The organism is Aquabacterium sp. OR-4 (assembly GCF_025290835.2).
Taxonomy (GTDB): domain Bacteria; phylum Pseudomonadota; class Gammaproteobacteria; order Burkholderiales; family Burkholderiaceae_C; genus Pseudaquabacterium.
This window is the reverse complement of record NZ_JAOCQD020000001.1, coordinates 1,726,906-1,751,600: the sequence shown is the minus strand read 5'-3', so window position 1 is coordinate 1,751,600 and position 24,695 is coordinate 1,726,906. Positions and strand designations below refer to the sequence as shown.

The following is a 24,695-nucleotide window of genomic DNA, read 5'->3' as shown; positions in this document are numbered from 1 at the left end:
ATGCGGCGGGCCTGGCTTGTGGCCGGCTCGAGGCGCCGGCGGGCTCAGTGCGGCGGGCCGCTCAGGGTCTCGCAGTAGGCGAGCAGCTCGTCGAGCTCGGCCGACTTGTCGAACACGCGGTCGGCGCCCAGCTGCTGCGCGCGCTTGCGCATGTCGGGCGTGGCGTAGTTGGTCAGCACCACCAGGCGGCTGTCGGGCCGCAGCAGGCGCGCGCGGCGCAGCACCTCGAGCCCGCTGCCGCTCTTGAGGAACACGTCGATGATCATCAGGTCGCAGCGGTGCGCGCTGTTGCTGATCCAGGCCACCGCGGTGCCCTCGTCCTCGCAGGTGCCGACCACGCGCATGGGCAGCATCTCCTCCAGCGTGGCCACGAGGTTCTGCTGGATGACCGGGCTGTCTTCGACGAGGAAACAGGTCAGCACGAAAGGCTTGTCACGGTGAGCGGCGGAGTTCGGCAGGAGCAGGGCCACAGCCAGCCCGGGCGCGAACGATTGCAAGCATTATCGGCACCGCGCGGTCGGGCTGCAGTCGGGCGCATCACCCGGCCGGGCGTCGGACGATTCCTACAGCGGCCGGTGCCGGCCGTGCGCCAACGCGGCCGTGCAGGCCAACGCTGACACGCCATTGCGCCAACGTCCGAGGCCCGGCGGCACCGTGTCGCGGCACTGTGACGGGCATGCGGGCAAGCCGCCCGAGCCACCGCCGCGCTTGCCGCACGGCGACCCGACATGACCGCTGACCGGCCCACCTTTCCGCCCCGCCACGCCACCGGCCACCCCATGGCCCAGGCTTTGGCCCAGCCCTTGGCTCACCCCTTGGCCCACCCGTCCAGCCCGGCCGCGGGCGTGTGGCCTGGCCAGCGCGGCGTGGCGCCCGCGTCAGCCACGCCCGCAACGTCAGCCACGCCGGCCACGCCCGCCACACCCGCCACGCCACCGCCGCTGCGGCCCGATGCGCCGCTGCACCTGCTGATGGGCCGGCGCGAGCGGGCGCAGATGCAGCGCATCCGCGACACCGTGGCCGGCCATCCGGCGCTGGCCGGGCGCCAGCTGCACTGGCATGTGCCGGCACGGGCGGCCGAGACCCCGGCCGCGGCCGAGCAGGCGGCCCGTGCCGCGGCGGCCGCCGGCGGCCTGGTGCTGGCCATCGGCGGCGACGGCACCATCAATGCCGCGGCGCAGGCCTGCTGGCAGCGCGGCGTGCCGATGGGCGTGGTGTGCCAGGGCACGTTCAACTTCTTCAGCCGCCAGCAGGGCATCTCGCCCGACCTGGGCGAGGCCATCGGCCAGTTCACCCAGGCGCTCGACCAGGGCCTGGTGCGGCCGGTGGTGCCGGGCGTGGTCAATGGCCAGACCTTTCTGGTCAATGCCAGCCTGGGCCTGTACCCGCGCCTGCTGGCCGAGCGCGAGGCGGCCAAGCGGCAGTTCGGCCGCCACCGTGCGGTGGCCCTGGTGTCGGGGCTGCTGAGCCTGCTGCGGGCCCAGCGTGGCCAGGTGCTGCGCCTGCTCGAGCGCGACGGCCAGGGCCGCGAACGCCAGCGCATGACCCTGACCAGCACGCTGTTCGTCGGCAACAACGCGCTGCAGCTCGAACGGGTGGGCGTGGACGAGGCCGAGAAGGCCGGCCGCCGCCGCCTGGTGGCCACCACGCTGGCGCCGCGCAGCGCCTGGTCGATGCTGCAGATGCTGTGGCAGGCGCTGCGTGGCCGCATGGGCCAGCACGAGGCGGTGGACAGCTTCAGCTGCACCGCCCTGACCGTCGAGGCCGCCGGCTGGCGACTGAGCCAGCGCGTGCGCGTGGCCTTTGACGGCGAGCGCAGCTGGATGCACCTGCCGCTGCGTTTTGCGCTGGCCAGCCACCCGCTGTGGCTGGTGGCGCCGCCGCCGCAGGCAGCCGGGCAAAACGCCGCGCCACAGGCCGAAGGCAGCGCGGCGCCGCTGGCCGGCCGCGTGGCCCAGGCCTGAGCGGGCAGGGCGCGGCGCATGCGCTTGCTGCACCTGTCTGACCCGCACCTGGGCACCGAGCAGCCGGTGGTGCTGGAGGCGCTGCTGAGCCTGGCCCACCGGCTGGCGCCGCAGGCCCTGCTGATCAGCGGCGATCTCACCCAGCGCGCCACGCCGGCGCAGTTTGCCGCGGCGGCCGGCCTGCTGGCCCGCCTGCCGGCCGTGCCGCGCCTGGTGATCCCGGGCAACCACGACATCCCGTTGTGGCGGCTGTGGCCGCGCCTGCGCCAGCCCTACGCCGGCTACGAGCAGGTGTGCGGGCTGCGCCCGCCGGGCGGCGTGGCGCAGTTCGATCTGCCGGGCGCGCGCGTGGTGGCGGTGGACACCACGCGCTGGTGGCGGCACCGCCACGGCACCTTGTCGGCCGCGCAGATCGACGCGGTGGCGCAGCGCCTGCACGACGCGCCGGCCGGTGCCTGGCGCATCGTGATGAGCCACCACCCGCTGGCCGTGGCCCAGGAGGCCGACCACGAAGACCGCCCCTGGCGCCACCGCCGCGCGCTGCAGGCCTGGCAGCAGGCCGGCGCCGAGCTGCTGATCTCGGGCCATCTGCATGTGCCGGCGCTGATCCGCGTGGGCCCGCGCTGCTGGGTGGCGCAGGCCGGCAGCAGCGTGTCGCGCCGGCTGGCGCCCACGGTGGCCAACAGCGTGCAGCTGCTGGTGGACGAGCCGGCCAGCGGCCCCGGCTGCGCGCCGGGCCGCTGCTGCCTGCGCTATGACTACGACGGCGTGCGCCAGGCCTTCATGCCGGCCGCCCGCCATGCCCTGCGCGCGCTGCGCGACCCGCTGCCCTGGCGCCCGGGCGCCTGGGCCACCTGACGAGCGGCGGGCGCGCAGGCCGGCCGGCCACCCGCCGCCGGCGCACCAGGGGTGAATGAACCGGCGTGAGCCGGCTCATCCGCAGCGTGTCAGCGTCGTGCCTTGGCCGCGGCGGCCTGCTCGGCGGCGTGCAGCTCGGCGGCCTCGCGAGCCCCTTGCGGGGCGGCGGCGCGCGCATCGGCCGCGGTGTCGTGCTGGCTCACGTAGAACTGGGTGGCCTCGTTGTAGCGACGGGCCGCGCCGATGTTGCCTTCGCCCTCGACCTCGGCCGGTGCCTCGGCCTGCGGCAGGGCCTCGGGGCTGGGGTGCTCGCGCAGCTGCGCGTTCAGCGTGTCGACCAGCACCGCCCAGTCGCCGTCTTCGCGGATCTTCTCGCGCAGAAATCCGGCCTGGCTCTCGCTCCAGAACGGCGCGTCGGGCAGGCGCAGGTGGTCGGGCAGCGGCCGGTGCTGGCGCACGAAGGCGCGGATCTCATGCGCCTCCTGCGGCAGGCCCAGCTGGGCAAACAGGTCCTGCATGCTGTGGTGGGTGGTGGTGTCCATCGCGGTCTCCGGGGCGTGTGGGCGAAAACGAGTGCGGCGCGCCGGCCGGTCAACTCTGCTGGCCACCAGACTAGGCGCGCGGCCGGCGGGCCCGTGTAGGCCAAACCGCCGTGTGGGCGTCGGCCGCCGGCTGTCGGCGCCGGCCGACACGGCCGCCACCACCGCACCGACAGACAGCGTCGCCCGCGCGCCGCACGATCGGCGGACCGTCATCCCCGACGCTGACCGCCCACCCGGCATCTCCATGAGCTTGAACCTACCTGCTTCCGTGAGCGAGCTGCTGCAGCGCAGCCAGCGCCTGTTTCCTGGCGTCGACTGGTCCGACGTGGCACTGGCGCTGGCCGCCGGCCTGCTGGTCTACCTGGCGCTGTCGGCCGGCGTGCGGCTGGCGGTGCAGCGGCTGCAGCGCTTTTCGGCGCGCACCCGCACCCGCATCGACGACGGCCTGGCCCAGGTGCTGGCGCGCACCAGCACGCCGCTGCTGATGCTGGTGGGCGCGCTGGTGGCGCTGGGCATGCTGCCGCTGGACGACCGCTGGCACGGGCGCGTGTCGCAGCTGTGGTTTGCCGTGGTGGCGCTGCAGCTGGGCCTGTGGGGCCAGCAGGCGGTGGGCATGGTGCTGCGCGCCCACCACGAGCAGCAGGCGCCGGGCACGGCGCTGTCGGCCTCGGGCACGCTGATGGGCTGGGGCCTGCGCGGCCTGCTCTGGCTGGTGGTGCTGATGGCCGTGCTGTCGAACATGGGCGTGGACATCACCGCCTTCGTGGCCAGCCTGGGCATCGGCGGCATCGCCATCGCGCTGGCGGTGCAGAACGTGCTGGGCGATCTGTTCGCCTCGCTGGCCATCGCGGTGGACAAGCCCTTCGAGGTGGGCGACGCCATCACCGTGGGCCAGGTCTCGGGCACGGTCGAGAAGGTGGGCCTGAAGACCACGCGCATCCGCAGCATCGGCGGCGAGCAGGTGGTGATGTCCAACGCCGAGCTGCTGCGCCAGACGGTGGCCAACTTCAAGCGCCTGCAGACGCGGCGCGTGGTCTTCAACTTCGGCATCACCTACGACGCCACGGCCGACCAGGTGGCCGAGGTGCCGGGCATCGTGCGCGGCATCGTCGAGGCCGACAGCGCACTGCAGTTCGGCCGCGCGCACTTCAAGGGCTTTGGCGAAAGCTCGCTCGACTTCGAGGTGGTGTACCGCGTGATGGACCCGAGCTTCGAGGTCTACATGGACCGCCAGCAGGCCGTCAACCTGGCGCTGATGCGTGCGCTCAAGCAGCGCCAGATCGACTTTGCCTTTCCCACCCGCACCGTGAACCTGGTGGCGCCGCCAGGCCTGGGCGGGCTGGAGCCGGCGCCGGTCGCCGGCCCGTGAGGCCGGCCCGTGATGCCCCTGAACGCCCGCCCCACCAACCCACCCCGCCGCGAGGCCCACCATGCCGAACCGCCCTGAACCCAGCGCCGATGCCGCCGCCGGCGCAGCGTTTGTGCCGCTGCCCGAGCGGCGCTGGCGGCGCAGCCTGCGCGGCATGCTGTGGGCCGCGCTGGCCCTGCTGGGCCTGGCCGTGGCCGCTGGCGGCGCGCTGCTGGCGGCCGTGTGGTGGGGCACGCCCTCGGCAGCGGCCATCGCGCAGCGCCTGGCGGCCGAGCCCTCGCAGATCGTGTCCAGCGACGGCGTGCTGCTGCAGCGCCTGGACAGCCGGGTGCACGAGCCGGTCACGCCGCAGCAGGTGCCCGCCGCGCTGATCGATGCGCTGCTGGCCACCGAGGACCGGCGCTTCTACAGCCATGGCGGTGTTGATCCGCGTCGCGTGCTGGGCTCGGTGCTGGCCACGCTGCGCGGCGACCTGCAGGGCGGCTCCACGCTCACCCAGCAGCTGGCGCGCAACCTGTTTCCCGACGAGGTGGGCCAGCAGCGCAGCCTGATGCGCAAGCTGCGCGAGCTGGCCGTGGCGCTGAAGCTCGAGGGCCTGTACGACAAGCCCGCCCTGCTGGCCCTGTACCTGAACCAGGTGCCCTACCGCTACAACGTGGTGGGCGTGGGCGCCGCCGCGCGCACCTACTTCGGCAAGCCCGCCGCGGCGCTGGCCACCCACGAGGCCGCGCTGCTGGTGGCGCTGCTGAAGGGCCCGGCCCAGTACGACCCCGAGCGCTTTCCGGCACGCGCACTGGCCCGGCGCAACCTGGTGCTGGCCCGCATGCAGGCCACCGGCCGGCTCGATGCCGGCCAGGCGCGCCAGGCCCGCGCCCAGGCCCTGGGCCTGGCGCTGCAGCGCGCCGACCTGGCCGCGCCGCCGGCACCGCACTACCTGCGCGTGGTGCGCCAGCAGCTGGGCGACTGGGCCCGCAGCCAGGGCCTCGATCCGCAGCGCGACGGCCTGCGGGTGCAGGTGTCGCTGGACACGCGCCAGCAGGCGCTGGCCGAGCAGGCCGTGGCGCGCCAGACCGCGCTGCTGCAGCGGGTGGCCGAGGCCGAGTGGTCGCGTGCCGAGCTGCGCGCCGGCCCGCCTGCGGCGGCCACGGTGGCCACGCCCTTTGCGCACTTCTGGCGCGAGCGCGGCGAGCTGCTGGCCGAGCTGGCCCAGGCCACGCCGGCCTATCGCCGCGCCCGCGCGGCCGGGGCCGACGAAGCCGCGGCGCTGGCGCTGGCCCTGCGCGACCCGCAGCTGGCCGCGCTGCAGGCCGACCGCACCCGGCTCGAGGCCGGCTTCATCGCGCTCGACCCGCGCAGCGGCGCGGTGCGCGCCCATGTCGGCAGCCGCAACTTCGCGCACGACCGCTTCGACCATGTGACCCAGGCGCGGCGCCAGCCGGGCTCGACCTTCAAGCCCTTTGTCTACGGCGCCGCGCTGCGCGACGGCATGGCGCCGGTCCGGCGCTTCGTCGACGAGGTTTTGCACTACCCGCTGGCCAGCGGCGGGCGCTGGTCACCCGCCGACGCCGGCGGCGCCAGCGGCCAGGCCATGAGCCTGCGCAGCGGCCTGGCCCGCTCGCGCAACACCATCACCGCGCAGGTCATGCACGAGGTGGGCCCGGTGCGGGTGGCCCACTATGCGCGGCTGCTGGGCGTCGACCGCTCGCCGCTGCAGGCCGTGCCATCGCTGGCGCTCGGCACCAGCCCGGTCACGCTGCTCGAGATGGCGCAGGCCTACGGCACGCTGGCCGCGCTGGGCCAGCGCCGCACGCCGGTGTTCATCGAGCGCATCACCGACCGCCACGGGCTCACGCTGTTTGTGGCCGACGGGCGTGCCGAGCAGGTGCTGGACACCGGCCATGCCGCGCTGCTGGTGGACATGCTGCGCGACGCGGTGGACCAGGGCACCGGCCGCGCGCTGCGCACGCAGTTTGGCGTGCGCGGTGATGTGGTGGGCAAGACCGGCACCACCCAGCGCAACACCGACGGCTGGTTCATCGCCGCGCACCCGCGCCTGGTGGTGGGCGCCTGGGTCGGCTTCAACGACCCGCGGGTGACGATGCGCAGCACCGAGTGGGGGCAGGGCGGGCGCAGCGCGCTGCGCCTGGCCGGTGATTTTCTGGCCGCGCTGCAGGCCGCCGGGCAGCTGCCTGAGGACGCACGCTTTCCGGCCGTGCCGCGCGAGCCCGAGCCGGCCGGGCCCGCCATCGCCATCGCCATCGCCCCCGAGGCGCTGGACGGGGCGCTGGACGGGGCACCGGACGAGGCCTCGCCCGCCGCCCAGCCGCCACCCCATGCCGGCGAGCCGGCCGACCACGCCACCCTGGCCGACACCGGCCTGGCCACCGTGGCCGGCGTGCGGTTCTCGCCGGTGGGGCAGCGGCCCGGCCGCGAGCGGCCCGCGCCATGAGCGGCCTGCCCGATGCCGCGGCCTGGCTGCCGGCCCTGGATCTGCACCTGCTGGCCGCGGCGCGGGCCCTGGTGCTCGACTGGCCGGCGCAGGCGCTGCTGGCCGTGGCCGGCCTGTCGCACCTGGGTGACCGCTGGGTGATCGGCGGCCTGATCGCCGCGGCCAGCGCCTGGCTCATGTGGCGTGGCCAGTGGCCGCGGGCGCTGGCGCTGGCCCTGCTGATGGCCGGGCAGGGCCTGGCCGTATGGGCGCTGAAGGACCTGGCGCTGCGCCCGCGGCCTGCGCTGGGGCCGGTGCTGGCCGACTGGGTGGTGGTGCGTGGCAGCAGCCTGCCCAGCGGCCATGCCGCCGCGGCCCTGGTGGGCTATGGCCTGCTGGCCTGGGTGCTGCTGCGAGGCCTGGCGCCGCCACCGGCGCGGCCTGCGGACGCGCTTGCCGACACGCGTGCCGACGCGCTTGCCGATGCGCTTGCCGATGCGGTGGCGGTGGCGCGGCCAGCGGCGGCGGTTGCGCCGCTGCGACCGGCCTGGGTGCTGCTGCCGGCGGCCGCGCTGGCCCTGGGCGTGGGCATCAGCCGCGTGCTGCTGGGCGTGCACTACCCCAGCGACGTGCTGGCTGCCTGGGCGCTGGGCGCGCTGTGGCTGGCGCTGGCCGTGCCGCTGCTGGAGCGGCTGCCGGCCTGGCGCCAGCCGCGCTGAACTCAGCCCCCGTGCCGCCACTGGCGCTGGGCAAAGCGCCAGGCCAGGGTGCTGGCATCGGGGCCGCCGGGCTCGCCAAAGGGCAGGCTGGCCACACCACCGCTCCAGGCATGGCCCAGGCCCTGCACCAGCACCAGCGTGGCCACGTCGGCACCGCCGCGTCGCACCCAGCGGGTCACGGCCATCGGCAGGCGCTTGCCGCGCTGCTGCTGCCGGGTGGCCAGGGCCCGGCCCTGGCCGGCCACCGCCCACTGCGCCACCGCCTGCTGGGCATTGCGTGGCGAGACCACGGTGTCGCGGTCGCCATGGATCACCAGCAGCGGCGGCCAGGCCGGCTCGGCCCGCGGGCTGGCGCCGGGCGCCAGGCCAGGCATCAGACCCGCTGCCAGACCGGATGATCCGGCGCCGGGCGCCACGGCCGCGGCCGGCGCCGCGCCGCCGGGCGCGCGGCCCTGCATGGCGGCCAGCGCGCCGCGTGCATCGTGGGTCAGGCCTGGCGGCACGCCGCTGTGCATGATCACCGCGCGAAAGCGCTCGCCATGCTGCTGGGCCAGCAGCGCGGCCAGGCCGGCGCCGGCCGAGAGCCCGGCCACGGCCACGCGCTCGCGGTCCACGCCGTGCAGCAGGCAGGCCTGGTCGATGGCGGCCAGCACCAGGCGGGCCTCTTGCGCCGCACGGCCATTGCGCACGGCAAACCAGTTCCAGCAGCCCTGCGCATTGGCATGGCGGTCTTGCTGCAGGTAGAGCACGGCAAAGGCCTCGCGGTCGGCCAGGCGGTGCATGCGGGTGCTGTGGGCAAAGGTGGCGGCGTCCTGCTGGCAGCCGTGCAGCATCACCATCAGCGGCCAGGCCCCGGCGGGCGGTCGGCCGGCCGGCAGGTACAGCTGAAACTGCCGCAGCCCGGCGGCCACCGCCGCCACGCCGCGCACCCACTGGCCGCTGGCGGGGGGCGGGCGGTGGTCGTGCAGCCATTTGTCGCGGCGTGCGTCGAGCCCGTCCTGCCAGCCCTTCAGCCAGGGTTTCAATGCCGCGCTGGAGGCCCGGCGCAGCTGCTGGGCCATGGCCAGGCCGCTGCGCCCCAGCACGGCGGCGGCGCCCAGGCTGGTGGCGGCCGGGCTGCGGCGCGAACGGCGCTTGGCCATGCCTCAGCAGCCCCGCCGATGCACGCGCCGGGCGGGCGGTGCCGGGTCAGCCGGCCGGTGCGCTGGCCGCATCGGCGCGGCCAGCGCGCGGGCGCGCTCAGGCGGCCTGCAGCGCAAGGCCGGCACCGGGCTGGGGGTCGGCGGCGCTGCAGGCGGCGGCCCACAAGGCGTGCCACTGGCCGGCCACCTGGGCGCGCAGGGCGCGCGGCGCCAGTGCGGGGCCGCGGCCGGCGCCGGCCACGCGGGCCAGCGCGGCCTGGGCGGCCTCGAGCAGGGCCGGCAGCAGCGGCCGGCCCTGGCGGCACTGCGAGCGCGGCACCACCAGGTCAACCGCCTGCGCGGCAGCGGCACCGTCGAACTCCAGCCGCGCCTGCACCACCAGGGTGAGGTGGGTGCTGAACACGATGTCGAGCTCGCCCGCCACGCTGCCGTCGTCGTGCAGCGGCAGCGTGGCCACGGCCGGCAGGCCGGGTTGGGCCGGCACGGCGTGGCTCGGGTGGTCGGCGTTCTCGGCAGCGGGCAAGGTGTCGGCCAAGGTGTTGGGCAGGGCGTGGGGCAGCGCGTGGGGCAGCGCGTGGGGCAGGGCGTCGTGCAGGTCACGGCGGCCTGCGGCACGGCGCAGCGGGGGGCAGGGCATCAGCATGCCGCAGATCTTGGCGGCGCCACGTGACAGGTGGTGCAGGCCAGTGTGTCTGCCTGGTGTAGGACAAGCGCCCGGCCTGGCACGCTGTTGGGCCAGCCGCCCGCGCCGTCATGCCCGCATGCCCCCGTGCCCTCATGCCCGCATGTCCGCATGCCCTCGTGCACCCGGGCCCCGCGTCCACCATCGCCGCCGCCGCGGCCCACGGCCGGGGTGCGATGCGGCGTTGTCCGACAGACGCTGTGCGGGCTGCGGCGCAAGCTCGGGCCATCCAGCAGCCTCAGGCCGCTTTGCCACGCTGGCCGCCGCTGCGCTGTGGCGGCAGCCTGAACACCGCCGCCGCCGCGCCCGACGCCGGATGACACGGAGATTTGACATGGCCCGACTGACCGATGGATCGACCGACGAAACGCCGCCCGACTGGGCCGCCGCGCCCGGCCCGGTGCTGCTGATCGAGCCCGATCCGCGCCGGGCCATCGGCATGGTGCGGGCGCTGTCGGCCCTGGCGCGGGTGCGCCTGGCCTCGGGCCTGACCGATGGCCTGGCCGCCGCCGCGCTGGAGCGGCCCGAGCTGCTGCTGGTGAGCGACACCTTGCCCGAGGCCGATCTGGCCGTGCTGCGCCAGCGCTGCCTGGACGAGGACGCCCTGGCCCAGGTGCCGCTGATGGTGATGCTGTCGCAGGCCGACGAACGTGCCGAGATCGCCGCGCTGGACCTCGGCGCGGTGGCCTGCCTGCCGCGCCAGGCCACGCCGGCGCTGGTGGCGGCGCGGGTGCGCGCCACGCTCGAGCTGCTGCGCAGCGCCAGCTACTGGCGGCAAAGCGCGCAGTTCGATGCGCTGACCGGCCTGGCCAACCGCCGCCAGCTGGATGCGGTGCTGCAGCGCGAATGGCGCCGCGCCCAGCGCCTGCAGCGCCCGCTGGCGCTGCTGATGGTCGACCTGGATTTCTTCAAGGCCTACAACGACCGCCACGGCCATCTGGCCGGCGACGACTGCCTGCGCCAGGTGGCCCAGCTGCTGCGCCAGGCGGTGCGCCGGCCGACCGATCTGGTGGGCCGCTTTGGCGGCGAAGAATTCGCGGTGCTGCTGTCCGAGACCGATGGCCGCGGCGCCCTGGTGGTGGCCGATCTGCTGCAGCGCGCGGTGGCCGACCAGGCCCTGCCGCACGGCGGCCGTGGCGCCGGCCCGCGGGTCAGCGTGTCGATCGGCGTCTCGGCCTGGGCCCCCGGTGCGGGCGATCCCGGCGCGGCCGCGCTGCTGGCCTGTGCCGATGCGGCGCTGTACGACGTCAAGCGCCACGGCCGCGATGGCGTGGCCTGGCGCAGCCTGGCGCGCCAGCCGGCGCCTGAGCCCACCGAGGCCGCGCACCGGCGAGCCGCCGCCGCGCCCATGTCGCGCCTGAGCGTGATGGCGCGGGCCTTGCAGCCACATTGAGCGGCGTGCCGGCCGCGCGGGCGCTGCCGCCGCGGGCCTCAGACCGAGCGGCGCGCGGGCCACCGCCACTGCCAACGCAGGCGTCAGCCCGTGGCCATGCGGGCCAGCAGGTCTTCCAGATCGTCGATGCCGAAGGGTTTGTCGAGGTGCAGCGCGTCGCGCACCTGGGCCGCTGCCTCGCGGCCGCCGCGCCCGCTGGCCACCGCGATCAGCATGCGCGCCGACAGCGCACGGGCCTCGCGGGCCAGATCCAGGCCCTGGCCATCGGGCAGGGCCAGGTCGGTGATCAGCAGGTCGGGTGTCTGCACCGCCAGCGCGCTGCGCGCCTCGGCCAGCGAGCCGCAGGCGCTGACTGAGCAGCCCATGCCGGTGAGCAGCTCGGTCAGCGAGTCGCGCACCAGCTCGTCGTCCTCGCACAGCAGCACATGGCGCTGCGCCGCGATGCCGGCGGGCGAGAGCAGCTGGTCGAGCTTGCGCGCCAGGGCCTCGCGGGTGTAGGGCTTGCTGAGCAGCTGCAGGCCGGCGTCGATGCGCCCGCCGTGCAGCAGCGCGTTCTCGGTGTAGCCCGAGGTGAACAAGACCCGCAGGCCGGGCCGTGCCAGCTGCGCCTGGCGCGCCAGCTCGGTGCTGGACACCGGGCCCGGCATCACCACATCGGTGAACAGCAGGTCGATCGGCTGCGCGCTGTCGATCACCTGCAGGGCGCTGCTGCCGTCGCGCGCGGCGGTCACCTCGTGGCCCAGCAGGCGCAGCATGGCCACCACCGTGTCGCGCACCGCGTCGTCGTCCTCGACCACCAATACGCGGCCGCGGCGCGCGGGCGCGGCGTCGGGCGCCGGCGCGGGTGGGCGCGGTTGCGGTGCCGAGGGCGCCGAGGCGTTGCTGCGCGGCAGGTACAGGCGCACCGTCGTGCCATGGCCCAGCTCGGAGTACAGCTTGACATGGCCACCGCTCTGCTTGGCAAAGCCGAACACCATCGACAGGCCCAGGCCGCTGCCCTTGCCACGCGGCTTGGTGGTGAAGAAGGGCTCGAAGGCGCGCTCCTGCACCGCCTCGCTCATGCCATGGCCGCTGTCGCTCACGGCGATCAGCACGTAGTCGCCGGCCTGCACCTCGGGCACGGCCTGGGCATAGGCCTCGTCGAGCACCGCGTTCGAGGCCTCGATGGTCAGGCGGCCATTGCCGGCCATGGCGTCGCGTGCATTGAGTGCCAGGTTCAGCAGCACGGTCTCGAGGTTGGCCGGGTCCACCAGGGTGGGCCACAGCGCGTCGGCCACCACGGTGTGGATCTGCACCTGCTCGCCCAGCGTCTGCCCCAGCAGGCCGTGCAGGCCGTGCAGCAGCGCGTCGAGCCGCACCACCTCGGGCTGCAGCGGCTGGCGCCGGCCATAGGCCAGCAGCTGGCGCGACAGGTCGGCGCCGCGCTGCACGCCGGCCAGGGCCTGGCCCAGGCGCTCGGCCCAGTCGTCGGCCGGCAGGCTGCCGCGGGCCATCATCTGCAGATTGCCGCCGATCACCTGCAGCAGGTTGTTGAACTCGTGCGCCACGCCGCCGCTGAGGCTGCCGATGGCTTCAAGCTGCTGGCTGTGGCGCAGGGCGTCCTGGGTGCGCACCAGCTCGGCGGTGCGCTCGTCCACGCGGCGGGCCAGCACATTGTTCAGGTCGGCCAGCAGCGCGCTGCCGGCCTTCTGGTCGTGGATGTCGGTGTTGGAGCCCACCCACTGGGTGATGCGGCCGTCGGCATCGCGCACCGCCTTGGCGCGGGCCAGGTGCCAGCGGTAGCCGCCGTCGCGGTGGCGCAGGCGAAACTCGACCAGGTAGTCGCGCCCGTCGTCCAGGCTGCGGCGCCAGGCGGCCTGCGACACGGCGCGGTCTTCGGGATGCACGATGTCCAGCCAGCCGGTGGCCAGGGCCTCGTCCAGCGGCATGCCCAGGTAGTCAAGCACCTGGCCGTTGCACCACTCGATGCGGCCATCGGGCTGGGCCGTCCACACATGCAGCGGCAGGGTGTGGGCCAGGGTCTCGAAGCGGCGCTGGGTGGTGTCAGCCTGGCGCTGCGCGGTGTCGGCCTGGCGCTGCGCGGTGTCGGCCTGGCGCTGGGCGCTGTCGGCCCGCCGCTGCGCCGCGACCTGGGCGCTCAGGTCGTGGCCCTGCACGAACAGGCCGCGCACCTGGCCATCGGCCTGGCGGATCGGCTGGAACACGAAGTCGACAAAACGCTCCTCGAGCGGCCCGTCGGCACCGCTGCGCAGCTGCACGGCCACGTTGCGGCCCACATGGGCCTGGCCACCGGCATACACCTGGTCGAGCAGCTCGAGCAGGCCCTGGCCGTCGAGCTCGGGCAGGGCCTCGCGCACGGTGCGGCCGATCAGCTCGCGCTGGCCCACCAGTTGCAGGTAGGCCGTGTTGACCAGCTCGAACTGGTGCGTCGGGCCGCGCAGGATGGCGGTGAAGCCGGGCGCCTGTTCGAAGATGCTGCGCAGCAGCTGCAGCTCGTTGCTGAGCGACGCGATGGTGGCCTGGCTGGCCTCGGCGCGGCGCAGGATGCTGGCGGTGACCGCCGGCGCGTCGGCCGGGCTGCGGGCGCGCCAGGCCTCGAGGTCGGTGATGTTCTCGGTGTGCTGCAGGATGTGCGTGACCCGGCCGTCGCCGTCGCACACCGGGATGTGGGTGGCGCTCCACACTTGCTCGCCCAGGCCGCCGTCGGGCAGGGTGATCGGGTAGTGGATGCGCGCGACATGGTCGGCCAGGCCGCTGGCCAGCACCCGCGCGAACGACTGGCGCAGCTGCTGGCCGTGGGCGGCATCGGGGGCGCTGGGAAAGGCCTCGAACAGGCCGCGCCCGATCAGCTCGGACGCGGCGCGGCCGGTCACCGTCAGATAGGCCTGGTTGGCCCCCACGATCACCAGCGCGCGGTCCATCACCACATAGGCGTTGGGCGAGGCGTTGAACATGGCCTGCACATCCAGCATGGCCAGACCGGTGTTGCGGAACATGCGGGGCTCGTTTCAGCGAAGGGCAGTGGGAATCATGGCATGGGCCTGCGGCACGGCCGGTGCGGGCGGCTTCAGCCGCTCAGGCCGGCGTAGTCGGCTGCGGGGGCTGCGGGGGCTGCGGCGCGCGTGGCATCGCGGGCTGCGGCATGGGCTGCGGCACGGCTGGGGGGCCGGCCTGAGGCGCCGGCTCGCCCAGCAGGGCGGCCACGGCGGCCAGCTTGTCCAGCACCGCCTGGGGCATCAGGAAGGGGTAGCTGTCGTGCACGCCGATGCTGCGGTTCATCGCGTTGAGAAACTGCGCCACCGGCAACCATTGCTGCAGCACCCGGGCCACGGTGTCGCGGGCCTCGCCGGGGTGCAGGCCGTCGGGCCGGGCCGGGGCCGGGCCGTCGAGCTGCAGGCCCCAGGCGGTGGCGGTCTGCACCGCGTCCTCGATCAGCAGCCAGTGCGCGCAGGTCTCGGCCCAGTCTTCCCACGGATGGGCGCTGGCGTAGGCCGAGATGTGACGCTGTGCCCAGCCCTCGGCCGGGCCCTGGCGGTAGTGCGCCTGCAGCGCCTGCGCATAGTCGGCGCGCTCGTCGCCGAACACCGCACGGCAGTGCGCGCTGCGCTGCGCGTCACCGTCGATCCAGCGGTACTGCAGGTAGTGCGCCACCTCGTGGCGCAGGTGGCCCAGCAGGGTGCGCAGCGGCTCGCCCAGGCGCACCCGCTCGGCCTCGCGGTGCGCGTCGTCGGCCTCGGCAATGTTGAGCGTGATCACGCCGCGGTCGTGGCCGGTGCGCACCGGCACGCCATCGGCCGCGTCGGCCAGCAGATCGAAGCACAGGCCGGTGTCGGGCGTGGCGGTGTCGGATGTGGCGGTCTCAGGCGCCATGTCTGGCAGCCCGGCGCCGGCGGGCCCCGGCGGCGTGCGGCGCGGCTGCGGGCGCAGGCCCAGGCGATCCAGCCCGAACAGCAGGCGGCGCTTGGCCTGCTCGATGCGGGCCCAGCGCTGCAGATGGCCGGGCACGCCCAGGTCGGGGATGGTGCGCGTGAGGCGGCAGCTGCGGCACAGCGTGTGGCCCTGCGCGGCGTCGTCAACCATCCAGTTGCACACCTGGTGGCGGATGCGGTTGTGGCAGGGCGTGGCGGGTTCACCGGCCAGCGCCGGCAGCCAGCGTGGCGGGGCATCGGCGGGCGCGGCCGGGTCGGCGCGGTAGGCCTGCATGCGGCCGGCGGCGGGCTCGAAGCCGAGCAGGGCATGGCACTGCACGCACTCGGTGTTCTCGAAAAACACCGTGGCCTGGCACTGGGTACATCGAAACGGCGTCATGCCGCCATGCTGGCTGCCGGGTGCCGCCGCACCAAGCTCAGCACGCCGCGCCCGCGTGTAGGACAAGACCGCATGCCGGGCCGGCGCGGCGCGTGTCGGCGCTGTCTGACAAGGCCCGGGGGCGGCGCCCGACAGCGCGGGCGCCCGGGCCGTTTCTAGCATCCATGGCAGCCGCCGGACAGCGCCTGCCGCTGCCCACCGCCCCCTCATCCCGCCTCGTCCCGCCCCGCCTTCCGGAGTTGTCATGCCCCTCGTCGAATTGGGTCTCGTGAGCCGCCTGGACAGCCGCGACGCCGCGCGCCTGGACACCCGGCCGCCGCCCTCGCAGCGTCTGGTGCGCTGTGCCGCGGGCTTTTATGGCGATGCGCAAACGGCGCAGGCGGTGGCCGCCCAGCTCGGTGCGCTGCACGGCCTCCACCACGAACAGGTGGCACTGATCCACCCGGCCGGCCTGACCCGCGCCGGCTTCGCGCAGCTGGCGCAACGCTGGCAGAAACTGCGGCCGCACTGGGGCTTGCGCCAGCAGGCCGGCCAGGTGCTGCTGGCGGCGCTGGGCGGCCTGCTGCTGGGCGGCCTGGTGGCCGCGCTGGCCTGGCTGCTGCTGCCGGCCAGCGAGCCGGCGGTGGAGCTCACCGCCTGGATGGGGCCGGGCCTGCTGGCCGGTGCGCTGGCCGGTGGCGCAACCCGTGCGGTGATGGGCTGGCGCGAGCCCCGCCACCGCTTTGACGAGACCGTGGCGCGCAAGCTGCGCCGCGGCTACAGCGTGGTGCTGGCGCATGGCCTCAGCCCGGCGCAGGAAGCGCCGGTGCTGGCCCATCTGCAAGACAGCAGCCACAGCTGGTGCGCCGAGGCGCCGCGGCGCGCCGAGCGGCTGTGAGCCTGCGCAAGGCTTTGAGCGGCCCCGGCCCGGCCAGGACCGGGGCACGTGTTAGCGTGCCGCGCCAGGCGGTGCCGGTGCGGCCCGCCGCCACCCCGGAGTGCACGATGTCCGAAGATGCCCGCTGGCTGGCCGAGGCGGCGATGTACCGCATCCTGCGCCGCACCTTGCCTGCCCAGCGCCACGAGGTGCTGGGCGCCTTGTCGGCGCTGAAGCTGCAGCTCGCGGTGGCCCGCCGCCGTGCCTTGCGCGACGGCGAGGCGGGCGCCAGCGCGGCGGCTGCCGGGGCAGCCGCCGCGCAATCCGCGGCCCAGTTCGAAGCCATGGCCGAGCAGCAGCAGGCGGCGCAGGCGGCGCTGACCGAGCTGCGCCTGTGGGACGGCGTGGTGGTGCAGCAGCGCCCGCTGCAGGTGGTGTGGCAACAGGCCGCAGCCTGGGTGCGCCAGGCCGCGGCCATGCGCGGCCACCGGCTCGACGAGCTGCAGCTTGACGCGCCCGGGGCCCAGCAAGCCGAGGCGCCCGAGGTGCCCGAGGTGGCCGTGCCGGCCGCCCACCACCGGTTGCTGGGCCTGCTGTACGAGGCCATCGACCGGCTCGAGCAACCCAGCCACCTGCTGCCGCGCCTGCAACGTCAGGCCGGCGGCTGGTGCCTGTGGCTGCAGGCCGGGCCGCGCACCGACGCCCTGCCCGCGCCCGCCGGGCTGCTGGCCCCGCCGCCCGCGCCCGATCTGCAGATCGGCCCGGCGCTGCTGGCGGCGCTGGCCCAGACGGGGCAGCCAGGCCCGGCAGCGCACGCCGCGGCGGGCGAGGGCGGGCGATGGTCGCTCATTTCAGCACCTGGGTTGCCGGCTGGCCCAGCCCCGGCCGCGGGCCTGGCCTGGCTGTACACGCCACCCGCCTGAGCGCCCCGGATCAGTGGGCCCGGCCGCCTGGCCGGGGCCGGCGCCGCAGCGGCGCGCGGCCTGCCGCCGCATGGCCGTGCGCGGGAGCGTGCGGACATCACAACAAACATGCCACGCGGCCTGCGGTCTGCACTAGACTGCGGCCCGCGTCGATTTCAAATTTAGCATTTGGTGGTTGGCATGACAGGCGCCCATGCGTGCGCCGCCCGATGAAACCGGAGGCACGGCATGGACATTCTGAAACGCAGCAACGTCGTGGTGTCCGGCCGCGGCCAACAGCCCATCGTGTTTGTTCACGGCTTCGGCTGTGACCAGCAGATGTGGCGTTTTGTGGCGCCGGCCTTCGAAGACACGCACCGCGTGGTGCTGTTCGATCACATCGGCTGCGGCAAGTCCGACCTGGCCTTCTACGACGACCAGCGCCACGCCACGCTGGCCGGTTATGCGGCCGATCTGGTCGACATCCTCGAGCATGCCGACCTGCGCAATGCCATCCTGGTGGGGCATTCGGTCAGTTCGGTGATCTCGATCCTGGCCGCCATCCAGGCGCCCGAGCGGGTGTCGCGGCTGGTGCTGGTGGGCCCGTCGCCGCGCTACCTGAACGACCCGCCCGACTATGTGGGCGGCTTCGAACGGGCCGACATCGACGGCCTGCTCGACATGATGGAAAGCAACATGCTCGGCTGGGCCGATTTTCTGGCCCCGGTGGTGGTGGGCCCGGGCCACGACCCCGAGCGCACGCAGGAGCTCAAGGAGAGCTTCTGCGCCGCCGATCCGTACATTGCGCGCCGCTTTGCCAGCGCCACCTTCCTGGCTGACAACCGCGCCGACCTGCCGCTGCTGAACCGGCCCTCGTTGATCGTGCAGTGCGCCGACGACGCCATCGCGCCGCGCGCGGTGGGCGAGTACATGCACGCGCACCTGCGCCAGAGCACGCTGCGCGTGATCGAGGCCTCGGGCCATTGCCCGCACATGACCCACCCGGCCGAGACCATCGCCGTGATCCGCGACTATCTGGCGCAGACGTGACCACACCGGCGGCGACGCCTCCTTCGCCTTCACCTGCGCCTTCTTCAGCGCCGGATGTCGGGCTGGCGCGCCTGCCCTGCGGCTGGCTGCGCCTGGACGCCAAGGGCATCGTCACGGCGGCCAACCCGGCGCTCGGCCGCCTGCTGGGCGTCGATCCGGCCACGCTGCCCGGCCGGCCCTTCGACAGCCTGCTCAGCCGGCCCTCGCGGGTGCTGTACCAGAGCTACCTGCAGCCGCTGCTGCGCCTGCATGGCAATGTGGAGGAGTTTTCGCTGGCCTTCGACCTGGGCCAGGGCCAGACCCTGGACGCCCTGGTCTACACCAGCGCGGCACCGGCCAGCGAGCCGGGTGCGGCCGTGGTGGGCGGCGTCGAGATGGTGCTGGCCAGCGTGCGCAAGCGCCGCGGCATCGAGGACGAGATGCTGCGCATCAAGCGCGCGGCCGACCATGCGCCGGGCATGATCTTCCAGCTGATGCAGCTGGCCGATGGCAGCTGCCGCTTCACCTACACCAGCGAGGCGGTGCGCCACATGTATGGCGTGAGCGCGCAGCAGGTGGCCGAATCGGCCGAACGCCTGCTGGGCCAGCTGAGCCCCGGCACGCGGCTGAACCTGTCGCGCCACCTGCGCCAGGCGGCCGAGGCCGAGCAGGAGTGGCATGCGGTGTTCGAGGTTTTTGCGCCCGGCGGTGCGCCGCGCTGGCACGAGGCCCGGGCCACGCCGCGGCGCCTGGCCAACGGCGTGACCCTGTGGCATGGCCATTGCGCCGATGTGACCGACAAGCGCGCCCTCGAGCGGGCCATGGCCGACCGCCTGGCGATGGAGAAATCGCACCAGGCGCGCAGCGAGTTCCTGGCCCGCGTGAGCCATGAGCTGCGCACGCCGCTGAACGGCATCCTGGGCTTTGCGCAGCTGCTGGCCACCGACCGCGCCGACAACCTCAGCGCCGAGCAGCGCGACCGCCTGGCGGTGCTGAGCAGCTCGGGCCGGCACCTGCTGGCCCTGGTCAACGAGCTGCTGGAGGTGAGCAGCCTCGAGACCGGCCAGCTGCACGTGCCGCTGCAGCCGCTGGCGCTGCAGCCGCTGCTGGAGGTGGCGCTGCAGGGCGTGCGCCAGCAGGCGGCCGAGGCCCAGGTGCAGCTGCTGCCCACGCTGTGTCCGCCGGGCCTGTGGGTGCACTCGAACGAGCGCCGGCTGCTGCAGGTGCTGGCCAACCTGCTGTCCAACGCCATCAAGTACAACCGGCCCGGCGGCACCGTGCAGTTCATGGTGCAGGGCGATGCGCAGGGCGTGATCCTGACCGTCCAGGACAGCGGCAAGGGCATCTCGGACGAGCAGCGCGAGTCGCTGTTCCAGCCCTTCAACCGGCTGGGCGCCGAAAACACCGCGGTGCGCGGCCATGGCCTGGGCCTGGTGATCAGCAAGCACCTGCTCGACCTGATGGGCGCCGAGATGGCGGTGAGCAGCAAGCCCGGCATCGGCTCGCGCTTCTCGATCCTGATGCATGCCGACGCCGGCCTGCCAGCCGGCGAGGGCGCGCCGCCGGCGGCACCGCCGCCACCGCCGGGCCCCGCCGAGCTGCCGCCCGCCGACAGCCGTGTCAGCGGCGGCCATGTGCTGTACGTGGAAGACGACGAGGTCAACGGCATCCTGATGTCGGCAGTGCTCGGCATGCGCCCGATGACCAGCCTGCAGCTCGCCACCTCGGGGGCGCAGGCGCTCGAGATGGCGCAGGCCGGCGGCATCGACCTGCTGCTGATCGACATGCACCTGCCCGACACCCTGGGCATCGACCTGCTGGCCGCGCTGCGCCAGATCGACGGGCTGCAGACCGTGCCGGCGATCATGGTCTCGGCCGGCGCACGCCAGCAGGACATGGACCGCGCCCTGGCCTGCGGCTTTGTCGACTACTGGACCAAGCCGCTGGACACGTGTCGCACGCTGGCCGCGCTGGACGCGCTGCTCAAGCCGGCGGCCGCCGTGCCAGCCAACGCGCCACGCTGAACCACAGGCCCCGGGGCGAGGGGCCCGGCCGGCGCGCGGTGGTCGGCGCAGCGGCGGGCTCAGGCCCTGGGCTGCGTGCCAGCGCCAGCGGCCATGCCCGGGGCGCACAGCACCATGCGCAGGCCGGGCTCGGCACGGCTGGCCTGCAGCTGCCAGCCATGGGCCTGGGCGATCTCGTGGCAGATCGACAGGCCCAGCCCGGCACCCAGGTCGCGGCGGTGCGGGCCGCGCCAGAAGCGCGCAAACAGCAGGGGCAGCTCGTCGGGCGAGACACCCGGCCCCCAGTCGCGCACCGACAGCCGGCCCGCGGCCAGCTCCACCCGCACCAGGGTGCCCGGCGGCGTGTGCTGCACGGCGTTCTCGAGCAGGTTCTTGAGCAGGGTGAACAGCGCGCCGTGGTCGGCCCGCCAGCGTTCGGGATGGGGCCGTGGCGGCAGTTCCAGCCGCACCTCGGCGGCATCGGCCATGCGCTGCAGGTAGCTCGCGGCTTCGTGCAGCACCTCGTGCACATCGACCTCACCCGGCCGGTAGTTCTGCGCCTCGCTGGCCTCGGCCAGATGCAGCAGCTGCTGCACCTGGCGGCTCATGTGCGCCACGTCGCGCAGCAGCAGCTCGCGCTGCTCGGTGGGCGGGCCCAGCTCGATCTGTGCGCGCACCAGGGCCAGCGGCGTCTTCAGCTCATGCGCCGCGGTGGCCAGAAACTCCTGCTGGATGCGGTAGCCCCGCTCCAGGCGTTCGAGCACCCGGTTGAAGCTGTCGACCAGCGGCGCGATCTCGCGCGGCACCTGCGGTGCCGCCAGTCGCGCGTGCAGCGAGCGTGGCGAGATGTCGGCCGCCGCCTCGGACAACTGCTGCACCGGGCGCAGCGCATAACGCAGCGTGAGGTAGACGCATGGGCCGAACACCAGCAGCAGCACCAGGGTGAACAGGCTGATGCTGGCGCCGGTGAAGGGCAGTGCAAAGGCCTCGTACATCAGGTGCAGGAAGCGCCGGCTGACCGCCAGCTGCAGATACCACACGCGGCCCTGGTGCCACACCGGCTCGGTGGCCCCACGCATGGCCACGCCGGCGTGCGCGAATTCAAAGCGCGTGCGCGCCAGGCGCCGCGCCGCCGGGTCATCGGGCCAGAACGCAGCCCCGGCAGGCGACAGCAGCACCACCCGGCCAGACGCGTCGAGCACGCGGTAGGCAGACTCTTGCCGCAGGCTCTCGAAGATCCAGTCGAGCTTGAAGTCATTGGCCAGGCCGAAGTCCTTCTCGCGGTCGTCGTGGCCATTGCCCAGGCCCACCGGCACGCCCCGCGCATCGAAGCGCAGCTCGTCGGACATGTCGCGTGCCGCGTCGGCCACGTCGATGCCCTCCAGCACATTGCCGCTGCTGTGCACCAGCACGCTGGCTGCCGCCACGATCAGCAGCACGCTCAGGGCGGCGCCAACCACGAAGGCCAGCATCACCTTGACGCCGAGACTATTCCGCCAGGCCATCTTCACGCAGCGCAAAGCCCAGGCCGCGCACATTGGCGATGCGCTGGCGCGAGCCCAGTTCGCGCAGCTTGCGGCGCAGGCGGTGCAGGGCCACGTCCAGCGCATTGGGCGTCACCGCCTCGCTGAGGCCCCAGGCAGCGGCCTCCAGGGTGCTGCGGCGCACCGTGTCGCCGCCGCGGCGCGCCAGCAGCAGCATGATCTGCATTTCAGACACTGCCAGCGGCACGCTCGTGGCGCCGCAGTGCAGCAGGCCCTGGGCCGGCTCCAGTTGCAGGTCGCCATGCCCGGCGGCCAGCGGCAGGCAGGCCGCCGGGCGGCGCAGCAGCGCGCGCACCCGGGCCACCATCTCGTCCATCGCAAAGGGCTTGGGCAGGTAGTCGTCGGCGCCGGCGTCCAGGCCTTCCACACGGTCGTGCAGCGCATCGCGGGCGGTGAGCAGCAGGCAGGGGATGTTCAGCGCGCTGTCGCGCAGGCGCCTGAGCAGGCTCAGCCCGTCGCCATCGGGCAGGCCGCGGTCGAGCACCAGCGCGCCATAGGGCATCTGCTGCAGCGCCGACCAGGCGGTGTCGATGCGCCGCACCTCGTCCACCGCGATGCCGGCCGCGGCCAGCCCGCCGCTGACCAGGCGCGCCAGCCGCTCGTGGTCTTCGACGAGCAGGATGCGGTGCATCAGAAGTTGTACATGTAGCCCAGGATCAGGCGCTGGCTGCGCGAGCGATCGACCAGCGGGCTGGCCTGGATCTCCTTGGCCAGCCGGGTGACGCCCGCGTCCAGCAGCAGCGCATGGTGGCGATCCAGGCGCAGCATCGTGCGCAGGCCGAGGTCGAGGTTCATGCCGGCCTCGCCCCGGTGGGCCGGTCGGTCGGCGCGCTGCTCGGCGGCACGCACACCGTAGTAGTAGTCGACATAGTTGCTGTCCAGCCAGTGGGCGTTGACATACGGCACCAGCATCGTGCGTGCGCCCAGCCGCCAGGATTTTTCGAGCCCCAGGCTGAAGCGCTTGCCCTTGCTGTGGCCGCCGGTGTCGGCCGTCCATTGTGCGCTGAGCTGAGCCGGGCCGGCGTCCCACTCGGCACGTGCGCCGGCCCACAGGCCGCCCTTGCGCTCGGCCATGCCCGACAGGATGGGCGCGTCGTCAGCCTCGTAGCCGCTCAGCTCCAGGCGGCCCACCACGCCAAAGCGCAGGTGGCCGGCCGCGCCCAGATCCACCCCGGGCAGTTTGAGCTCGAGCCCCAGGCCGCCGACCTTCAGGTACTCGTTCTCGAAACGCAGCAGCGGCAGCGCGCGGGTCTTGCGCCCTTCGCCCAGGTAGGGGCTCTGGGTGCTGGCCAGGCCCAGGCCCAGGCCCCAGCGGCTGCCGCTGCCGCCATCGCCATCGCGGCCCTGGCTGGCGCCGCCGCCGGGTGAGGCTTCGGCGGCCTGGGCCTGGGCCTGGGCATGGCTGAGCGGCAGTGCCAGGCCGGCAGCCAGCAGGCTGGGCAGCAGCCAGTGTGCCGGGCGGAATGAAGTGTCTGCGCGCTGAGAAGGGGTGGTGGCCATGCGGCGTGGGTGGCGTGGGTTGCGAGGCCGCGATGTTTGCCGCGCCACTCTTACGGCGCACTTTCCGGCCGCTGGGTGGCAGCCGGGCACGGCCCGATGCCGCAGCCCCCGTGCAGGCCACGGGCCGCAAGGCCGTGCAGGAAACGGCGCAGGAAAGGGTGCCGAAAGCCGGCCGCCGCGACCATGCCGGCGCCCCGACCGTTGTTGCCCCTGTCGGTTCCTGCCCCTTTGTGCGCCCACCCGGGCCTTGCCGCCACCATGAAACGCTCCACCCCCAGCCGCTGGCACTGCGCCGCCCAGTTGATCGTGGCGGCCGTGGCCCTGTTTGCCGTGCTGCTGCAGGTGGCCCAGGCGGCGCCCGTGGCCAGTGCCAAGCCTGCAAGCCCGGCAGGCCCGGCAGGCACGGCGGCCGCCACGGCCGGGCCGCCGGCCCTGGCCGTGCTCACCACGCGGCCGCAGCCGGCGCGCCTGCCGCTGCGCGTGGCGGCCAACGGCAACATCGCCGCCTGGCAGGAAAACAGCATCGGCAGCACCAGCGAGGGCCTGCGCCTGGCCGAGGTGCTGGTGCAGGTGGGCGACCGGGTGCGGCGCGGCCAGGTGCTGGCGCGCTTTGACACCGCGCTGCTGGACGCCGAGCTGGCCAGCCGCCGCGCCGCCTGGGCTGAGGCCGAGGCCAGTGCCGCCGAGGCCTTGGCCAATGCCGGCCGCGCCCAGGCGCTGCAGGCCAGCGGTGCGATGTCGGCCCAGCAGATCGGCCAGTTCCAGCTGGCGGCGCACACGGCGCAGGCGCGGCGCGATGCCGCCCAGGCCCAGTTGCAGGCCCAGCAGTTGCGCCTGGCGCAAAGCCTGGTGCGCGCGCCCGACGATGGCGTGATCTCGGCCAGCCTGGCCACGGTGGGCGCGGTACCGTCGGCCGGGCAGGCGCTGTTTCGCCTGATCCGGCGCCAGCGGCTGGAGTGGCGCGCCGAGGTGCCCGCCGCGCAGCTGGCGCAGCTGGCGCCGGGCCAGGCCGTCAGCGTGGTGCCGGTGGGCGGGCCGGTGCTGCGCGGCACGGTTCGCAGCGTGGCGCCGGTGGTCGATCCGTCAACCCGCAATGGCCTGGTCTATGTGGATCTGCCGGTGGGCAGCGCGGCGCGTGCCGGCATGTTTGCGCGTGGCGACATCGACATCGGCGCCGGCCCCGCGGCGCTCACGCTGCCGGCCACGGCCGTGCTGCAGCGCGAGGGCGGCGACTGCGTGTTCACGCTGGGCGCCGGGGCCCGCGTGGTGCAGACCCGGGTCACGATCGGCAGGCGCGCCGGTGACCGGGTGGAGGTGCTGGCCGGCATCGACGCCAGCAGCCGCGTGGTCGCCGCAGGCGCCAGCTTCCTGGCCGATGGCGACCGGGTGCGGGTGGTCGACGGGCCGCCGCCGCACGCGCCTGCGGCATCGCCTTCGCCGCCCGTGCAGTGAGGCT

20 protein-coding genes are annotated in these 24,695 nt (G+C 74.4%); 11 read left to right on the top strand and 9 right to left on the bottom strand.

What is annotated here, in order from left to right:
• Window positions 1–44: 44 nt before the first annotated feature.
• The gene (locus tag N4G63_RS07660; protein ID WP_260787746.1) at window positions 45–422 is read right to left on the bottom strand and encodes a response regulator; all 378 of its coding nucleotides are present in this window, start codon (window positions 420–422) and stop codon (window positions 45–47) included.
• A 306-nt stretch (window positions 423–728) separates the two neighbouring features.
• Here N4G63_RS07660 and N4G63_RS07655 point away from each other — a divergent pair, with 306 nt between their 5' ends.
• The gene (locus N4G63_RS07655; protein WP_314599535.1) at window positions 729–1,964 is read left to right on the top strand and encodes a diacylglycerol/lipid kinase family protein; all 1,236 of its coding nucleotides are present in this window, start codon (window positions 729–731) and stop codon (window positions 1,962–1,964) included.
• Window positions 1,965–1,982: 18 nt separating this feature from the next.
• A complete protein-coding gene (locus tag N4G63_RS07650; RefSeq protein ID WP_260787744.1) occupies window positions 1,983–2,822 on the top strand; it encodes a metallophosphoesterase family protein in 840 nt (279 codons plus the stop codon).
• Between the two features lie 89 nt (window positions 2,823–2,911).
• Here the strand turns inward: N4G63_RS07650 and N4G63_RS07645 are convergent, their stop codons facing one another.
• Window positions 2,912–3,364, bottom strand: a complete 453-nt coding sequence (locus N4G63_RS07645) for a DUF2789 domain-containing protein (RefSeq protein WP_314599534.1) — start codon at window positions 3,362–3,364, stop codon at window positions 2,912–2,914.
• A 268-nt stretch (window positions 3,365–3,632) separates the two neighbouring features.
• On the opposite strand from N4G63_RS07645, the gene N4G63_RS07640 reads away from it, so the two are divergent.
• The 3 genes from N4G63_RS07640 (at window position 3,633) to N4G63_RS07630 (ending at window position 7,880) form a co-directional block, all read left to right on the top strand.
• Window positions 3,633–4,733: a mechanosensitive ion channel family protein gene (locus tag N4G63_RS07640; protein WP_314599533.1), complete on the top strand. Its 1,101-nt coding sequence runs from the start codon at window positions 3,633–3,635 to the stop codon at window positions 4,731–4,733.
• Window positions 4,734–4,794: 61 nt separating this feature from the next.
• Window positions 4,795–7,182, top strand: a complete 2,388-nt coding sequence (locus N4G63_RS07635) for a transglycosylase domain-containing protein (protein WP_314599532.1) — start codon at window positions 4,795–4,797, stop codon at window positions 7,180–7,182.
• Window positions 7,179–7,880 carry a phosphatase PAP2 family protein gene (locus N4G63_RS07630; protein WP_260787741.1) on the top strand — a complete coding sequence of 234 codons (702 nt, stop codon included), beginning with the start codon at window positions 7,179–7,181 and terminating at the stop codon, window positions 7,878–7,880. The genes N4G63_RS07635 and N4G63_RS07630 overlap by 4 nt, the downstream gene beginning before the upstream one ends.
• A 2-nt stretch (window positions 7,881–7,882) precedes the next feature.
• On the opposite strand, the gene N4G63_RS07625 is transcribed toward N4G63_RS07630, so the two are convergent.
• Window positions 7,883–9,022, bottom strand: coding sequence for an extracellular catalytic domain type 1 short-chain-length polyhydroxyalkanoate depolymerase (locus tag N4G63_RS07625; protein ID WP_260787740.1), 1,140 nt, complete (start codon window positions 9,020–9,022; stop codon window positions 7,883–7,885).
• A 97-nt stretch (window positions 9,023–9,119) separates the two neighbouring features.
• Complete coding sequence (locus N4G63_RS07620; protein ID WP_260787739.1) at window positions 9,120–9,665, bottom strand: hypothetical protein; 546 nt, start codon at window positions 9,663–9,665, stop codon at window positions 9,120–9,122.
• A 373-nt stretch (window positions 9,666–10,038) separates the two neighbouring features.
• Here N4G63_RS07620 and N4G63_RS07615 point away from each other — a divergent pair, with 373 nt between their 5' ends.
• Window positions 10,039–11,097, top strand: a complete 1,059-nt coding sequence (locus N4G63_RS07615) for a diguanylate cyclase (protein WP_260787738.1) — start codon at window positions 10,039–10,041, stop codon at window positions 11,095–11,097.
• Window positions 11,098–11,180: 83 nt separating this feature from the next.
• Here N4G63_RS07615 and N4G63_RS07610 read toward each other — a convergent pair whose 3' ends face one another.
• Window positions 11,181–14,093, bottom strand: a complete 2,913-nt coding sequence (locus N4G63_RS07610) for a hybrid sensor histidine kinase/response regulator (RefSeq protein ID WP_260787737.1) — start codon at window positions 14,091–14,093, stop codon at window positions 11,181–11,183.
• 79 nt (window positions 14,094–14,172) lie between these two features.
• Window positions 14,173–15,405: a zinc-binding metallopeptidase family protein gene (locus N4G63_RS07605; protein ID WP_314599531.1), complete on the bottom strand. Its 1,233-nt coding sequence runs from the start codon at window positions 15,403–15,405 to the stop codon at window positions 14,173–14,175.
• 244 nt (window positions 15,406–15,649) lie between these two features.
• Between N4G63_RS07605 and N4G63_RS07600 the strand changes: the two genes are divergently transcribed.
• The 4 genes from N4G63_RS07600 to N4G63_RS07585 all read left to right on the top strand — a co-directional run bounded on the left by N4G63_RS07600 (window position 15,650) and on the right by N4G63_RS07585 (window position 20,216).
• A complete protein-coding gene (locus N4G63_RS07600; protein ID WP_314599530.1) occupies window positions 15,650–16,282 on the top strand; it encodes a hypothetical protein in 633 nt (210 codons plus the stop codon).
• 107 nt (window positions 16,283–16,389) lie between these two features.
• Window positions 16,390–17,184 (top strand): hypothetical protein, encoded by a 795-nt coding sequence (locus N4G63_RS07595; RefSeq protein WP_314599529.1) that lies wholly within the window; start codon window positions 16,390–16,392, stop codon window positions 17,182–17,184.
• A gap of 228 nt (window positions 17,185–17,412) precedes the next feature.
• Complete coding sequence (locus N4G63_RS07590; protein ID WP_260787733.1) at window positions 17,413–18,213, top strand: alpha/beta fold hydrolase; 801 nt, start codon at window positions 17,413–17,415, stop codon at window positions 18,211–18,213.
• Window positions 18,210–20,216, top strand: coding sequence for a hybrid sensor histidine kinase/response regulator (locus tag N4G63_RS07585; protein WP_314599528.1), 2,007 nt, complete (start codon window positions 18,210–18,212; stop codon window positions 20,214–20,216). The genes N4G63_RS07590 and N4G63_RS07585 overlap by 4 nt, the downstream gene beginning before the upstream one ends.
• Before the next feature lie 59 nt (window positions 20,217–20,275).
• Here N4G63_RS07585 and N4G63_RS07580 read toward each other — a convergent pair whose 3' ends face one another.
• The 3 genes from N4G63_RS07580 to N4G63_RS07570 are packed head-to-tail and all read right to left on the bottom strand — an operon-like array spanning window position 20,276 to window position 23,239.
• Window positions 20,276–21,700: a sensor histidine kinase gene (locus N4G63_RS07580; protein WP_260787732.1), complete on the bottom strand. Its 1,425-nt coding sequence runs from the start codon at window positions 21,698–21,700 to the stop codon at window positions 20,276–20,278.
• Entirely contained in the window at window positions 21,684–22,370 is a 687-nt protein-coding gene (locus N4G63_RS07575) for a response regulator transcription factor (protein WP_260787731.1), read from the bottom strand. The genes N4G63_RS07580 and N4G63_RS07575 overlap by 17 nt, the downstream gene beginning before the upstream one ends.
• Entirely contained in the window at window positions 22,370–23,239 is an 870-nt protein-coding gene (locus N4G63_RS07570; protein ID WP_260787730.1) for a MipA/OmpV family protein, read from the bottom strand. The genes N4G63_RS07575 and N4G63_RS07570 overlap by 1 nt, the downstream gene beginning before the upstream one ends.
• A 258-nt stretch (window positions 23,240–23,497) precedes the next feature.
• Between N4G63_RS07570 and N4G63_RS07565 the strand changes: the two genes are divergently transcribed.
• Entirely contained in the window at window positions 23,498–24,691 is a 1,194-nt protein-coding gene (locus tag N4G63_RS07565; RefSeq protein WP_260787729.1) for an efflux RND transporter periplasmic adaptor subunit, read from the top strand.
• The last annotated feature ends 4 nt before the right edge of the window (window positions 24,692–24,695 follow it).